General features: G+C 70.2%; 11 protein-coding genes, 1 tRNA gene, 1 other RNA gene and 1 riboswitch. Of the genes, 7 read left to right on the top strand and 6 right to left on the bottom strand.

The window, feature by feature from the left end; translation table 11 throughout:
* Nucleotides 1–6: 6 nt before the first annotated feature.
* Nucleotides 7–1188 carry a glycine C-acetyltransferase gene (locus VME70_07305; protein ID HTW20000.1) on the top strand — a complete coding sequence of 394 codons (1182 nt, stop codon included), beginning with the start codon at nt 7–9 and terminating at the stop codon, nt 1186–1188.
* 46 nt (nt 1189–1234) lie between these two features.
* On the opposite strand, the gene VME70_07300 is transcribed toward VME70_07305, so the two are convergent.
* The gene (locus tag VME70_07300) at nt 1235–1690 is read right to left on the bottom strand and encodes a hypothetical protein (protein HTW19999.1); all 456 of its coding nucleotides are present in this window, start codon (nt 1688–1690) and stop codon (nt 1235–1237) included.
* A 462-nt stretch (nt 1691–2152) separates the two neighbouring features.
* Here VME70_07300 and VME70_07295 point away from each other — a divergent pair, with 462 nt between their 5' ends.
* The gene (locus tag VME70_07295; protein ID HTW19998.1) at nt 2153–3289 is read left to right on the top strand and encodes a type II CAAX endopeptidase family protein; all 1137 of its coding nucleotides are present in this window, start codon (nt 2153–2155) and stop codon (nt 3287–3289) included.
* Nucleotides 3290–3361: 72 nt separating this feature from the next.
* Here the strand turns inward: VME70_07295 and VME70_07290 are convergent, their stop codons facing one another.
* The 3 genes from VME70_07290 to VME70_07280 form a co-directional block, all read right to left on the bottom strand.
* The gene (locus tag VME70_07290; GenBank protein ID HTW19997.1) at nt 3362–3961 is read right to left on the bottom strand and encodes a transglycosylase family protein; all 600 of its coding nucleotides are present in this window, start codon (nt 3959–3961) and stop codon (nt 3362–3364) included.
* Nucleotides 3962–3966: 5 nt separating this feature from the next.
* Nucleotides 3967–4151, bottom strand: a riboswitch (cyclic di-AMP (ydaO/yuaA leader).
* Nucleotides 4152–4183: 32 nt separating this feature from the next.
* Nucleotides 4184–5749, bottom strand: coding sequence for a polyprenol phosphomannose-dependent alpha 1,6 mannosyltransferase MptB (gene mptB / locus VME70_07285; protein HTW19996.1), 1566 nt, complete (start codon nt 5747–5749; stop codon nt 4184–4186).
* A tRNA-Ser gene (locus VME70_07280) sits at nt 5706–5794 on the bottom strand. The genes mptB and VME70_07280 overlap by 44 nt, the downstream gene beginning before the upstream one ends.
* 105 nt (nt 5795–5899) lie before the next feature.
* On the opposite strand from VME70_07280, the gene ffs reads away from it, so the two are divergent.
* Both ffs and VME70_07270 read left to right on the top strand, forming a co-directional pair.
* Nucleotides 5900–5996: signal recognition particle sRNA small type (gene ffs, locus VME70_07275), an RNA gene on the top strand.
* A gap of 16 nt (nt 5997–6012) precedes the next feature.
* Nucleotides 6013–7896: a DNA polymerase III subunit gamma and tau gene (locus VME70_07270; protein ID HTW19995.1), complete on the top strand. Its 1884-nt coding sequence runs from the start codon at nt 6013–6015 to the stop codon at nt 7894–7896.
* Nucleotides 7897–8413: 517 nt separating this feature from the next.
* On the opposite strand, the gene recR is transcribed toward VME70_07270, so the two are convergent.
* Nucleotides 8414–9013, bottom strand: a complete 600-nt coding sequence (gene recR / locus VME70_07265) for a recombination mediator RecR (GenBank protein ID HTW19994.1) — start codon at nt 9011–9013, stop codon at nt 8414–8416.
* Nucleotides 9014–9028: 15 nt separating this feature from the next.
* Entirely contained in the window at nt 9029–9358 is a 330-nt protein-coding gene (locus VME70_07260) for a YbaB/EbfC family nucleoid-associated protein (protein HTW19993.1), read from the bottom strand.
* A gap of 129 nt (nt 9359–9487) precedes the next feature.
* On the opposite strand from VME70_07260, the gene VME70_07255 reads away from it, so the two are divergent.
* From VME70_07255 to VME70_07245, 3 genes are all read left to right on the top strand, one after another.
* Nucleotides 9488–10756, top strand: coding sequence for an aspartate kinase (locus VME70_07255; GenBank protein ID HTW19992.1), 1269 nt, complete (start codon nt 9488–9490; stop codon nt 10754–10756).
* A 16-nt stretch (nt 10757–10772) separates the two neighbouring features.
* Nucleotides 10773–11810, top strand: a complete 1038-nt coding sequence (locus VME70_07250) for an aspartate-semialdehyde dehydrogenase (GenBank protein HTW19991.1) — start codon at nt 10773–10775, stop codon at nt 11808–11810.
* A 98-nt stretch (nt 11811–11908) separates the two neighbouring features.
* Nucleotides 11909–14620, top strand: a complete 2712-nt coding sequence (locus VME70_07245; GenBank protein HTW19990.1) for an alkaline phosphatase family protein — start codon at nt 11909–11911, stop codon at nt 14618–14620.
* Nucleotides 14621–14797: the final 177 nt, after the last annotated feature.

The following is a 14797-nucleotide window of genomic DNA, read 5'->3' as shown; positions in this document are numbered from 1 at the left end:
GAGCACATGGTCTTCACGAAGGTTCGTGAAGAGCTTCGCTCGACGTTGGATGAGATCCGGGATGCGGGTCTCTACAAGAGCGAGCGCGTCATCGCTACGCCCCAACGCGCCGACATCCGGGTCGGCAGTGCCGAGGTCCTGAACCTCTGCGCGAACAACTACCTCGGTCTGGCCGACCACCCTGACGTGGTCGCCGCTGCCCGGGACGCCCTCGACCGGTGGGGATACGGGCTGGCCAGCGTCCGTTTCATCTGCGGCACGCAGGAGGTGCACAAGGAGCTCGAGGGCCGGCTGGCCGGGTTCCTCGGCGCCGAGGACGCGATCCTCTACTCGTCCTGCTTCGACGCCAACGGCGGGCTGTTCGAGACCTTGCTCGACGAGAACGACGCCGTCATCAGCGACGAGCTCAACCACGCGTCGATCATCGACGGGATCCGGCTGTGCAAGGCGCAGCGCTCCCGGTATCGCAACCGTGACATGGCCGACCTGGAGTCGCAGCTTCAAGCGGCGGCCGGAGCGCGCCGCCGGCTGATCGCGACCGACGGCGTGTTCTCGATGGATGGTTATGTCGCGCCGCTCGCGGACATCTGTGCCCTCGCCGAGAGGTACGACGCGATGGTGATGGTGGACGACTCGCACGCGGTCGGGTTCGTGGGCGAGCGCGGACGTGGCACTCCCGAGCTGCACGGTGTTACCGACCAGGTCGACGTCGTGACCGGCACGCTCGGCAAGGCGCTCGGCGGCGCGAGCGGGGGTTACGTCGCGGCACGGCAGGAGATCGTCGACCTGCTGCGCCAGCGATCACGTCCGTACCTGTTCTCCAACTCGGTCGCACCGCCGATCGTGGCGGCCTCGCTCGCCGTGTTGGACCTGCTCGAGGGAAGTGACCAGCTCCGCACGACGCTGCGTGAGAACACTGCGTGGTTCCGGGAGCGGATGACCGGGCTCGGCTTCGACATCCTTCCCGGCGACCATCCGATCGTCCCGGTGATGATCGGGGACGCGGCGCTCGCCACGCGGATGGCGGACCGGCTGCTCGAGCACGGGGTGTACGTGATCGGCTTCAGCTACCCCGTCGTACCGATGGGCAAGGCGCGCATCCGCACCCAGGTGTCTGCCGCGCACACGCGCGCCGATCTCGAACGCGCCGTCGCCGCGTTCGAGGCCGTACGCGCCGAGCTGCGCTGACCGCTAGCACGCCTCGAGTGGGCACGGCGCGTTCGCCTGTGATCGCTCAGTGGGCGGCGGTGGCGGTGAGGATCTTCGAGATCGCCTCGTCCTGCGCCTCGAGGTGGGCTTGGATCTGCTTCGCTTCGGCGAGGACGGCGACGGCGTCGTCGTACGTCGCCTTCGACCGGGCATCGCCAGCCACCGCCTGCACGTTCTGCCCGACGATGATGATCGGCAGCAGGACCAGCTGTAAGAACGTCTGCGCGATCCACATCACGATGACGAGCGTGTCGCCGGTGCGGAACGCCGACGGCGCGCTGATCAACGCGATCACCGTGAACAGGTAGGCGCACCACATCGTGCCGACGACGAGGGTGATTCGCAGGCCGATGCGCTCGTTGAGCCGACCGGCTGCGCTGTCGCCGTGAACCCGTCGTCGCGCGGCGGCGGTCGTGACGGGGCCGGAGGCGACGCGGTGCTCGAGGTGGGGGTGCGGCACGTACTCGAAGAGTGAGGACATGCGCTCACCGTCGCACGGTTACGGCCGCCCGCGCCGCAGCGCCGGCCGGTGAAGGTCGCAAACCAGGACAGAAGTCAAGGCAGTCTGCATTCGGGTCGATACGAGGTGGTGCGCAGCTGCGGCCAGTGCGGTGCCGTCTCACCTGCCGAGGCCAGGTGGTGCGGCCAGTGCTACCTGCCCTTTCCGGCCGCCGCACCCCAGTCGACGTCCGCCGAGAGCGCGGGGCAGCCGGCCGCAGCGCCGGCCGCAGCTCAGGCGCACGATGCGGTAGCCGCACCACCACCGAGCCTGCCCGTCCCGCGGCATCCGGGCTGGCGCCCGCCGGCGCACGAGCCGGCCGTTGCGCTCGCCGGCGTTGCCCCCGCCGCTTCCGCTCCCGCCTGGGCCCCGCCGGGCTGGACGCCACCGGGCGGGGCGCCCACAGGCTGGGTTCCGCCGGGCCCGCCGCCGGTGGCCGGGTGGGTGCCCGCGGCACCGCCCGCCCCGCCGTACACCGCGGAGGACGCCAGGCGGGACGGCCGGCTGCTCGACCGCCGGGCGCTCGTCCTGGTCATCAGCGCGATCGTGTTCGGAGGAATCGCGCAGCTGGTCGCCTACCTGCTCTCGCGGAACACCTCGATCGAGCCGGACACGCTGATCCGCTACGACATCGTCCTGACGCTCGGTGTGTACCTCGTGGTCGGCGGGATGATCGCGAGCCAGATCACGCCGTCGGTCCGACTGCGTTGGGGCGACGGACCGTTGCTGAGCCGGATCGTGTTCGGAGCAGGGTTCGGAGCGGTCATCAGCGGAGCGTTGCTCGGGCTGGTCAGCCTGGCCGCGGGCCATCTCGCTCCGGACCCGCGCATTGTGCTGCTCATGAGCGAGGGTGACCCCACCCACATCGCGGCCGCCGTGGTGATCGGATGCCTGGCCGCGCCGCTGGTCGAGGAAACGTTGTTCCGCGGCCTGCTACTGGAGTCGTTGCGCCCGCGAGGGACGCCGGTTGCCATCCTCGGGTCGGCGGCGGCATTCGCCGTCTGGCACTTCATGCCGGCGTCACTCGTGTACTACGCGGCCATGGGTGCGGTGCTTGGCGGGCTCTACCTCAAACGTGGGCTCGCCTGCTCGATGGCCGCACACTTCGCCTTCAACGGGGTGCTCACGGTTGCCGCGATCGCGGTCGTGCTGGGGCCGTCACACGTCGTGACCATGGACGGCCTGACCATCACGGTGCCGAGCGGGTGGTCGACGCCGAACTCCGCGTCCGGCGAGCTGCTCCCTGACTCCACCTTGCTGGTCGGGCCCGACGACGCGTCACTCGCGATCATCGCGACACCGAGCCCACAGGTCGTGGATCCCTCGACCATCGTCGAACGGTTGCGCTCGGACCAGGTCCCGGTCGCGACCAAGGTCGTGCTCGACCCGTCGTCGATCACCGAGGTGGCCGGCCATGACGCCACCATCGTCGAGGAGTCGTTCACCTACGACGGCCGCTCCGGCGTGATCGGCGCGACCTCTCCCGACGACGGCTACGAGTACGAGCTGGTCTTCCTCAGCGCCGGTAGTGCACGCGCGACGCGAGACTTCCAGCAGATGATCACGACGATGAACGACTGACCGAGATCTCCGACGAGACACAGAATTGCCGTAGTCGTGAACGTCGCTCACGACTACGGCAGTCTGCGGTGCTCAGTGTGCGTGATGCGCGCGAAGCTTGAGCTTCTCCCCGGCATGGATCGCACTGGGGTTGCTGCCGATGACGTGCCGGTTGTCCCGGTACACCGTGCGCCAGCCACCCTTGACGTGGTGTCGCCGAGCGATCTCGGCGAGGGTGTCGCCGTGGCGTACCCGGTAGTGGATCCACTTGCCGTCGTGCTTGGCGTGACCCGCCTTGGTCTCGACCGGAGACGGGCCGGGCGAGCCGGCGTACTGCGAGCAGATCGGCCACGCGTGCCAACCTTGGCGCTTCAAGACGTGGTTTGCCACATCCATCTGCTGGTGCTTGGAAGCGAGGTCGGCGCGGCTGGCGTAGTGGTCGACGTCGAACGACGCCCACGTCGACGCCGAGAACTGCAGGCCCCCGTAGTAGCCGTTGCCGGTGTCGATGTGCCAGCGGTCGCCGGACTCGCAGTGCGCGACGCGCTCCCACTGGACGTTGGTTGCGGCGCTGGCGGCAGCCGGGCTGATGATCACCGCGGCGAGGGTGCCGACACCGACCGCGCCGGCCGTGGCCAGCAAGCCGGCGTTCGACGGCTTGCGATGTCGTCCCGGTTTTCGGGCATGGCGCATGGAACAGTTCCCTTCCGGGCGCCTGCGAAGTCAGCTGTCGGGTTCGGGCTGGAAGGTGCCCGGTCGACCTCTACTTGGTCGACTTCACCCCTGCGTCCGGTGATGTAAACGGCACCGACCGCGGTGGGTCCTCCGCTCCCGCCGTCGGTAACCGCTCGTCACGGCCGGCGGGACTAAGCGCGCCGTGACGGTCTCAAGCGTTTGCTGTGAGCAAGCACAAGGCTAGCCAGGCGAGCGTGGTGGAGCCAAACTCGCAGGTCGCGAGGCGTGTCGGGTGCTTGCTGCGGCTAGCGCAAGCAGGAGCGCGATCAGCACGATCGGTGATACGGCGTCGCGCATACCGAACGCCACGGCGTGCATCGCGCCGGTCAGCCGGTACGCCGCGCGACCGGGAATGTAGGCGAGCGAGAGCACCGCGGTGTGCGCGGCCAGCAAGGCGTCGAGCCGGCTGGTCGCGAGCAAGGGAAGCAGCACCCACGGCACGGCGTCGTACCACGGCAAGGTGTACGGCGCGGACAGCACGTAGGCGAGGGACAGGGCGAAGGCGAGGGCCGTCGGGCTGCCGCCGCGCACCTCCGGGTTCAAACGGTGCAGCGCGACAACTACGGCGACGAAAACGACGAATGCGAGTGCCCCGATCACGCGGCGCGACGCACCATGACCGAACGCAGGATCGGTCAGGTCGGACACGAGCCGCCACGGCGTTGCGAGCGACACTTGCCGCGAGGCGCGGTTCAGCTCGCGGAACGCGCCCGCACCGGCGACGCCGTAGCCGACTCCGGCGACCACCAAGGCGCCCGCGGTGAGCGCTGCTACGGCTCGCCTCGACCGTCGCGCGGCCCAGGCCAGTGCAACCCAGACCAGAGCGGTGGGTGCCTTGATCGAGACGGCGACGCCGACCAGCGCCCCGGCGGCGATCCGGCTACGTACGGCGATCGCGACCGCGGCGAGCACTGCGCCGGCGGCGAGTACGTCGAGATGCGCACCGGCCACGAGCTGCAGCCACAGCAACGGGTTTGCCGTCCACAACAGTGCACCGCGCAGCCGGACCTCGTCGGTCGGCGCGATCCGGTAGAGGAGCAGCGCGGTCGCGATGAACACCACCGCGCCGACCAGGTCGAGCAGCAAGATCGTGAGCGCCACGTTGCGGCCGGCCAGCTTCGAGGCGAGCGCCTGCTCGGCGGTCGCCACCGGACCGTAGACCGATGGCGTGTGCTGCCAAGGAATCTCCACCGCCCGCTCGACTGGGTCGGTTGCCGCGAGCGAGGACGGTGCTGTCGTGTAGGGATCGTGGCCGGTCGTCACCATCCGTCCGTAGGCGGCATAGGACAGCGGGTCGGCGGAGCCGATCGGTGCGAGCAGACCCAGGACCCCGACAGCGAGTGCGCTCGCGGCGATCACACGTTTCGGGCGCGGTCGCCAGCGTCCGGTGAGGCCGAGCCACAGCGTTGCGACCCCCGCCGCTACGGCAAGCGCGAGCAGCCCGCTCACCAACCACGGTGACGGCGAGGTCGACGCGTGCCACGGCGGGGTCGCGCCGTTGTCGTTCGCGCCGAGCGGTGCCTCGGTGGCACTCGGGCCGAGAAGCTGGGTGACCGCGATCGCGGCGAAACTCAGGCAGAGCAGGGCAGGAGCGACGTACCTCGCCGCGACCCGGCCGCTGGACTCCTCGCGAGCGGGCGGTGCCTGCGCCGGGCTGGCGATCGCAGACCTCCAACTCCGGCGGGCGAGGACGGGCCGCGCGTGGCGGAGGATGCGAGATTCGAACTCGCGAGGGGTTGCCCCCAACACGCTTTCCAAGCGTGCGCCATAGGCCAACTAGGCGAATCCTCCGTCCGGGATTCTATCGACTTCGGTGGTGCGCCGGCAGCCGGCGAGCGAGGGCGACCGCGGTGTGCGCGGCCTGGTCGGCTGTCACCGGCCGCGACTACAGTGGGCGCCGACCCCTCGTGCGGCGTTACCCCGCCCAACCCCCCCAGGGCCGGAAGGCAGCAAGGGTAAGCGGGCTCTGGCGGGTGTGCGAGGGGTCCCATTGGTTGGAGGTCGCCTCGATGTCGCTCGCGCTGTACCGGAAGTACCGGCCCGGCTCGTTCGCCGAGGTCTTCGGCCAGGAGCACGTGACTGAGCCGATCTGCCAGGCGCTGGCGTCGGGACGGATCCACCACGCGTATCTGTTCAGCGGCCCGCGTGGCTGCGGCAAGACGTCGAGCGCGCGGATCCTTGCGCGGTCGTTGAACTGCGAGAAGGGCCCGACGCCGACGCCATGCGGTGTGTGCGACTCCTGCGTAGCGCTCGCGCCCAACGGACCGGGGTCGCTCGACGTCATCGAGATCGACGCTGCGTCGCACGGCCTCGTCGACGACGCCCGCGACCTGCGCGAGCGGGCGTTCTTCGCGCCGGTGTCGTCGCGGTTCAAGATCTACGTGATCGACGAGGCGCACATGATCACCACCGCGGCGTTCAACGCGCTGCTCAAGGTGGTCGAGGAGCCGCCGCCGCACGTGAAGTTCATCTTCGCGACGACCGAGCCCGACAAGGTGCTCACGACGATCAAGTCACGGACCTTCCACTACCGGTTCCGCCTGATCCCGCCGCAGGTGATGCGCGAGCACCTGGCGACGCTCGCCGAGGCCGAGGGCATAAGGATCGAGCCGTCGGTGCTGCCGTTGATCGTGCGGGCCGGCGCCGGCTCCGCCAGGGACGCACAGTCGATCCTCGACCAGCTCGCCGCAGGGTCTGGGGACGAGACGATCACCTACGACCGCGCGCTTGCTCTGCTCGGCTATACCGACGCGGCGTTGCTCGACGAGGCCGTCGACGCCTTCGTCGCAGGTGACGGCGGCGCGGTCTTCCGGGCCGTCGACCGTGTCATCGATGCGGGGCTGGAGCCGCGCCGCTTCGCCCAGGATCTCCTCGAGCGCTTCCGCGACCTGCTGGTGCTCGATGCCGTACCCGATGCCGCCGACAGCGGCCTGCTCGATGCGCCCGCCGACCAGCTCGAACGGATGCGCGCGCAAGCGACGAAGTACGGCCGCGCGTCGCTCTCGCGAGCCGGCGACGTGATGGCCGAGGCGCTGGTCGAGATGCGGGGTACGACGTCACCCCGGCTCGTGCTCGAGCTCGCGTGCGCCCGCGTGCTGTTGCCGGGCGCGGCCGAAGACGTGGCGGCGATGCTCTCGCGGCTCGACCTGCTCGAGCGCCGGCTGTCGGCCACCGGAGTGGACGGCGCGGCGCCGACGACACCCGCGGCCGGTGTCGAGTCGCCACGCCCGAGTGGGCGCCCCCCGGCGGCGAAGGCCGCCGAACCCGAGACGCCGCCCGCCGTATCCCCGGCCGAGCCGGCGCCGGTGGCCGGGCCCGAGTCCGACGTCGAGGTCGCGGCCGCTGCCGGCCAGCAGGAGGCGGAGGTCGAAACCGCCCCGCCGGCGGCATCCGAGCCTTCGGTGCCGGGACGCATCGACCTGGTTGCACTCGAGCGGATGTGGGACCCGGTGCTGGACGCGGTCAAGAAGCGCAGTCGTACGGCGCAGGCGCTGATGTTCGGGGCGCAACCGGTGGCACTCGACGAGAAGAGCCTGACGCTGTCGTTCCAGACGCCGGGGCTCGCGACCCGGGTCGCTAGCGAGTTCGGGGACGTCGTGGGCGCCGCGTTGAAAGAGGTGCTCGGGCTGGACCTGGTCGTACGCACCACGTCGGGCGAGCGCGGCGGCGCAGAGCCGGCGCGGCCGGCGGCGAGCGCGAGCCCGGCCGACGCGCCGCCGTCGGGGAAGGGTCGCCCGGCCACCGCCGCTGCCGCACACGAGGCCGAGCCGGAAGGGTCCGAGGACGTCATCGATCTCGAGGGTTCGACGTCGGTCGATCCGCAGAGCTCCGCGCTGAACCTGCTCAAGCAGGAGCTCGGCGGCCAGGTGATCGGCGAGATCGACACCAGCTGAACCCCAGCGCCGCCGCACGCCTTGCCCATGCACGCACGGCCCACGAGGGTTGCGCGGGCACGACACCGATGGCCCATGAGGGTTGCCAGGGCGACACCGATGGCCCATGCGTGCGCCAGTCACGACACCGATGGCCCATGCGGGCTGCCAGGGCGACACCGGTGGCCCATGAGGGTTGCGGGGGCACGACACCGGTGGGCCATGAGGGTTGCGCGGGCACGACACCGATGGGCCATGCGGGCTGCCAGGGCGACACCGGTGGCCAGGAGGGTTGCGCGGGCACGACACCGGTGGGCCATGCGTGCGCCGGGTCGCGACACCGATGGCCCATGCGGGCTGCCAGGGCGACACCGATGGGCCATGCGTGTTGCCTGGGCGACACCGATGGGCCATGCGTGCGCCAGGGCGACACCGATGGGCCATGAGGGTTGCGGTGGTACGACAGCGGTGGGCCATGCGTGCGCCGGTCGCGACACCGATGGCCCATGCGCGCGGCAGGGGCGACCGGCGCGGCCGCTCAGACGTCGAGCAGGCGGCGGCCTTCGAAGGCGCGACCGAGGGTGACCTCGTCGGCGTACTCCAGGTCGCCGCCGACCGGGAGCCCGGACGCCAGCCGGGTCACCCGCAGACCCATCGGTTTGACCAGCCGGGCGAGGTACGTCGCGGTCGCCTCGCCCTCGAGGTTGGGGTCGGTCGCGATGATCAGCTCGTTGACCTCGTCGTCGGCGAGCCGCGTCATCAGCTCCTTGATCCGCAGGTCGTCGGGGCCGACGCCCTCGATCGGGGAGATCGCGCCGCCGAGGACGTGGTAGCGCCCGCGGAACTCACGCGTCCGCTCGATCGCGACGACGTCCTTCGGCTCCTCGACCACGCAGATCACCGACAGGTCGCGGCGCGGGTCGCGGCAGACCCGGCACTGCTCCTGCTCGGCGACGTTGCCGCAGATCGTGCAGAACCTGACCTTGTCCTTGACCTCGGTCAGCGCCGACACCAGCCGGCGGACGTCAGCCGGATCCGCGGCGAGCAGGTAGAAGGCGATCCGCTGCGCGCCCTTCGGACCGACGCCCGGCAGCCGGCCGAGCTCGTCGATGAGGTCCTGGACCGGCCCTTCGTACATCGGGTTGCGGCAGTCCTAGAAGCCCGGCAGCCCGAGGCTGCCGGCCATGCCGCCGGTGAGCGGCCCCATCGTCTGCGCGGCGAGCTCGTCGGCCGCCCGCTTGCCGTCGCGAACCGCGGCGACCACGAGGTCCTGCAGCGTCTCGATGTCGTCGGGGTCGACCGCCTGGGGGTCGATCTCGAGCGCGGTCAGCTCGCCGGTGCCGCTGACCGTCGCGCGGACCAGCCCGCCGCCGGCGCTGCCTTCGACCGTCGCCGACGCGAGCTCCTCCTGCGCGGCGGCGAGCTGTTGCTGCATCTTCTGGGCCTGCTTCATCAGTTGCTGCATGTTGGGCTGCGGGGGCATGGCCCCGAGCCTACGGCCGGTGACCGACAGGTAGCCCGCAGGCGTCGCTGCGGCGAGCGGCGTCGGTCGGGTCGCCGACGCGGCACAAATGGGTCGGCCTCGACGCAGGCCGCTCCGTAGAATCGGCGCATGGCCTTGGTCGTGCAGAAGTACGGCGGGTCGTCGGTCGAGAACGCCGAGCGAATCAAGAGCGTGGCGCAACGGATCGTCGACGCACGCCGGGCCGGCAACGACGTCGTCGTGGTGGTTTCCGCGATGGGCGACACCACCGACGACCTGCGCGACCTCGCCCAGCAGGTCTCACCGCTGCCGCCGCCGCGCGAGCTCGACATGCTGCTGACCGCCGGGGAGCGGATCTCGATGGCGCTGCTCGCGATGGCGATTGCCAGCCAGGGCTTCGAGGCGCGGTCGTTCACCGGCTCGCAGGCGGGCGTCATCACCGACTCCAACCACGGCCGGGCGCGGATCATCGACATCACCCCGGGCCGGATCCGCAGCGCGCTCGAAGCCGGCCACATCGCGATCGTCGCCGGCTTCCAGGGCGTCTCGCAGGACACCAAGGACATCACCACGCTCGGCCGCGGCGCCTCCGACACGACCGCGGTCGCACTGGCGGCGGCGCTCGACGCCGACGTGTGCGAGATCTACACCGACGTCGATGGCATCTACTCGGCCGACCCTCGGCTGGTCCCGACCGCGCGCAAGATCGACCGGATCAGCTACGAGGAGATGCTCGAGATGGCGGCGAACGGCGCGAAGGTGCTGATGCTGCGCTGCGTCGAGTACGCCCGGCGGTACGCCGTATCCGTCCATGTTCGTTCGTCGTTTTCCGACCGCGACGGCACCTGGGTCGTCGGCATCCCCGAGGAGGAACTGGTGGAGCAGGCGATCATCTCCGGCGTCGCCCACGACCGGTCGGAGGCCCGCGTAACGGTGGTCGGAGTGCCGGACAAGCCCGGCGAGGCGGCCGGCATCTTTCGTGCGATCGCCGACGCGAACATCAACATCGACATGATCGTGCAGAACATCTCCGGCTCGACCGGGCGCACCGACGTCTCGTTCACCTTGGCTCGTACCGACGGCGCCGCGGCGATGGAGGCTCTCGAGCGGGTGCGCACCGCGATCGGCTTCGAGTCGCTCACGTACGACGACCGGATCGGCAAGGTCTCGCTGGTCGGTGCCGGCATGCGCTCGCACCCCGGCGTTTCCGCCACGTTCTTCGAGGCGCTCGCGTCGGCTGGCGTCAACGTGCAGAACATCTCCACCTCGGAGATCCGGATCTCCGTCGTTTGCGACGAGAGCGAGGTGCCGGCCGCGGTTCGCGTCGTACACGAGGCGTTCGACCTCGACGACCCCGAGGGTGCGCCGGCCACCGTGCACGCAGGGACCGGTCGATGAGCACGGCGCAACGACCATGAGCCGGTTCAACGTTGCGGTCGTCGGTGCGACCGGCCAGGTCGGCAGCGTCATGCGCCGACTGCTCGCCGAGCGGGACTTCCCTGTCGCGCAGGTGCGGTTCTTCGCCTCGTCGCGTTCGGCCGGCACCCGCCTGCCGTGGGCCGGCGGCGAGGTCGTGGTGGAGGATCTCGCGACCGCCGATCCTGCCGGGATCGACCTCGCGCTGTTCTCGATCGGCAAGATTGCGTCGAAGGAACATGCGCCCCGCTTCGCCGACGCCGGCGCAACGGTGATCGACAACTCTTCGGCCTGGCGGATGGACCCCGACGTCCCGCTCGTCGTGAGCGAGGTCAACCCGGAGCAGATCGCGAACGCCCCCAAGGGGATCATCGCGAACCCGAACTGCACCACGATGGCGGCAATGCCGGTGCTCGGTCCGCTGCACGCCGAGGCCGGGTTGGTCCGCTTGGTGATCAGCACCTACCAGTCGGTGTCCGGCACCGGTCCGGCCGGCGTCGACGAGCTCGACAAGCAGGTCCGCCAGGTTGCCGACCGCGCCAGCGAGCTCGTTCGCGACGGCGCAGCGGTCGCCTTCCCGGAGCCCTCGACGTATGTCGCGCCGATCGCCTTCAACGTGCTGCCGATGGCCGGCTCGATCGTCGACGACGGCGAGTTCGAGACCGACGAGGAGAAGAAGCTTCGCGACGAGAGCCGCAAGATCCTCGGTGTCCCCGACCTCGCGGTCTCCGGTACGTGTGTACGAGTGCCGGTCTTCACCGGCCACTCGCTATCGATCAACGCGGAGTTCGCCAGGCCGATCTCCGTCGAGCGCGCGACCGAGGTCCTCGGCGCGGCCGCGGGCGTCGAGCTCGCCGACGTGCCGACGCCCTTGTACGCCGCCGGTCGCGACCCGAGCTACGTGGGGCGGCTGCGGGTCGACCCCGGCGTGCCCGATGGCCGCGGCCTCGCGCTGTTCGTGAGCAACGACAACCTGCGCAAGGGCGCGGCGCTCAACGCCGTACAGATCGCCGAGCTGGTCGCCGCCGCTCGCTGAGCGGCGCCCGGCTGCGTTGACAGCCCGGTCGCGGGATGGTTGATTGCCGGTTCAGTCAGCCCCGGCCCGCGGCCGGCCGGCGACTCCAGGGAGCGGCGATGGCTCGGCGACGGCGACTCGGCTCGACCCTCGCGGCGTCCGCGCTGCTGGTGAGCTGGCCGATAGTGAGCGGCTCAGGTCTGGTGTCCGGGGCGTCCGCTCATCCGGCGGCAACCCAGGACGCGGCCGCGCCGCACACCAACCTGCTGCTCAACCCGGGCGCTGAGGCGGGTGCCGCCAACAAGAACGGCTGGGCGACCGTCACCATCCCCGGCTGGCGAGTGGTCAAGGGGTTGCCGACCGTCGTTCGGTACGGCGACCACGGCTTTCCCGGCACGCGCGCACCCGGGCCGCGGGGGCGCGGCGGGCAGATGTTCGTCGGTGGCGCCGGCGGGTCAGCCGTCCTGGCACAGACGGTGCGGCTGCAGTCCCCGTCGGGTCGGCCGCTGCCGGCCGGGGTCACGTTCCTGCTGTCCGGCTGGCTCGGCGGCACGTCGACCAGCCACGCCGCGCTCGGCGTACGGTTCTTCTCCGCCGCGGGCCGCCGGCTCGGGACGGTCGCGGTGCCGGCGTTGCCGACCGACGACCGCAAGCTGCGGGCAGGGCTGACCCGCCGCGCAGTAACCGGCGTCGTCCCGTCCGGAGCCCGGCGCGCGGTGGTCGACCTGAGGCTCGACACGACGCTTACCGACGACGACGGCTACTACGCGCCGGAGAAGGGCTACGACCGGGCGACCGCCGACGACCTGTCGTTCTCGCTGGGAAGCCGAGCTCGCAAGCCGGCGCGGCTGGCACCGCCGGCGGCGCACATCCCGCGCTACCAGCACGTGTTCCTCTACTACTTCGAGAACGAGGACTTCCACACGATTGTCGGGAACACCAAACAGGCACCGTTCTTCAACAGCCTGATCCCGCAAGGGAGCCTGCTCGCAAACTTCTTCGCCGAGGAGCACCCGAGCGACGGCAACTACGTGGCGTTGGCGGGCGGCAGCACGTTCGGGATGCCGCTCGACGACCCGCTCGAGGAGAACCCGACCTACAGCATCGACCATCGCAACCTCGGCGATGAGATCGTCGGCGCGCACGAGACCTGGAAGCAGTACGCGCAAAGTGCGAACGGGCCGTGCGACGACACCGTGCACGACTCCTACTGGGACGACGACGCGGAGATGATGAACTTCCGCGACGTCCGCACGCGGTATCACTACTGCGCGCAGCATCTGGTCCCGCTCGAACAGCTCCGGCCGGATCTCGCGCACACCTCGACGACGCCGAGCTTCTCCTGGGTGGTGCCGAACGACTGCACCGACATGGAGGGGTGCGGCATCGCCTCCGGTGACCGCTTCCTGGCCTCGACGCTCGGGGCGATCATGCACTCGCCGGCGTGGACCAGTCAGCGTTCGCTCGCGATCATCACCTTCGACGAGGATGCCTATGACCACGAGCGGCCGGCGCAACGAGTCGCGACCCTCGTCCTCGGCTCGAAAGGCGTCCGCAAGAGCTTCGTCTCGCACACGCGCTACACGCACTACAGCCTGGGCCGCACGATCGAGCGGGCACTGGGTCTGCCGCCGATGACGGACAACGACAAGTACGCGCAACCGCTGAACGATGTCTTCACCCGCGACCGAGCCTCGCCGGGCGCCGTGCTCACGCCGCGGCGACTGCGTTGGCCGGCGCTTCGGTCCTCACGCTCCCCGGCAGCGACGCAGCATCCCGGCGTGAGGTCGACCGGCGGCTCGAAGGACCCGACCGCGTGGGTGGTGAACCAGGGCTCGGGCACCGTCACTGCGGTCGACCTGATCACTCATCGCAGGGGGTCGCCGATCCCGGTCGGCCGAAGACCGACCGGGATCGTGACAAGTCCGGACGGCAGCCGCGCGTACGTGCTCGTCGCCGGCGCACACCACGTTGCAGTGATCAACACCGTCAAGCAACGGCTGGTGACGCAGATCCCGATTGCGCCCGGGGCAGGGGACGTCGGGCACGCCGGCGGGATCGCGATCACGCCGGACGGATCGACGGTCTACGCCGTGAACGCAGGCAGCGACACCGTGACGCCCATCTCGACGGCGACCGAGACTGCCGGTACGCCGATCCCTGTCGGCCGGCATCCGCTCGCGATCGCGGTGAACCCAACCGGATCGACCGCCTACGTCCTCGACTGGCTGGGACGCTCTGTCACGCCGATCGACACGGCGACGAACCTCGCCGGCCCGGCGATCCCGACCGGGTCCTATCCGTTCGCGATCGCGTTCACGCCGGATGGCAGCACGGCGTACGTGGCCAACTACGGATCGAACACGGTGACGCCGATCGACACCGCAACCGGCGTTCCTGGCGTCGCGATCCGGGTCGGTGCCGCACCCGACGCGCTTGCCGTCACTCCCGATGGCAAGACCGTCTATGTCGTCAACGGCGACACGGACGACGTCACGCCGATCGACACGGCGACGAACGACGCCGAGTCCCGGATCAAGGTCGGCTTCGCACCGGAGAGCATCGCCATCCGGTCGGGTACGGCGTACGTGCTCAACAACATCTACGGATCGCTGACGCCGATCAAGACGGCGACCGGGAAGCGCGGCGCGCAGATTCCCGTGGGCACGTACCCCTATCCCACCGCGGTCGATCTGGTGCCGGGTCACCGGCTGGCGGTGACCCTTGGCTCGTACTCGGGACGGCTCGCGATCGTGAACCTCGCCAACCACAAGCTGGTCGCGAAGGTGAAGACCGGCAACAACCCGATTGCCGTTGCCTTCAGCCACTGACCGACGCCGTCGCCGCCGCCGACGATTTGGTCGGGATGACAGTGTCCTGGCTCAGGACATCGGAATGGGGTGTCTCAGGTCATCGGAATAGCGTGTCGCAGGTCATCGGAATAGCGGTGGCCGCTCAGGCTTCGGCATGTCGAAGCGTCGCCTTGTGATCACCGCTGTTCTCACCGG

Source organism: Mycobacteriales bacterium, assembly GCA_035504215.1.
Classification (GTDB): domain Bacteria; phylum Actinomycetota; class Actinomycetes; order JAFAQI01; family JAFAQI01; genus DATAUK01.
This window is presented reverse-complemented; position numbering and strand designations above follow the sequence as displayed.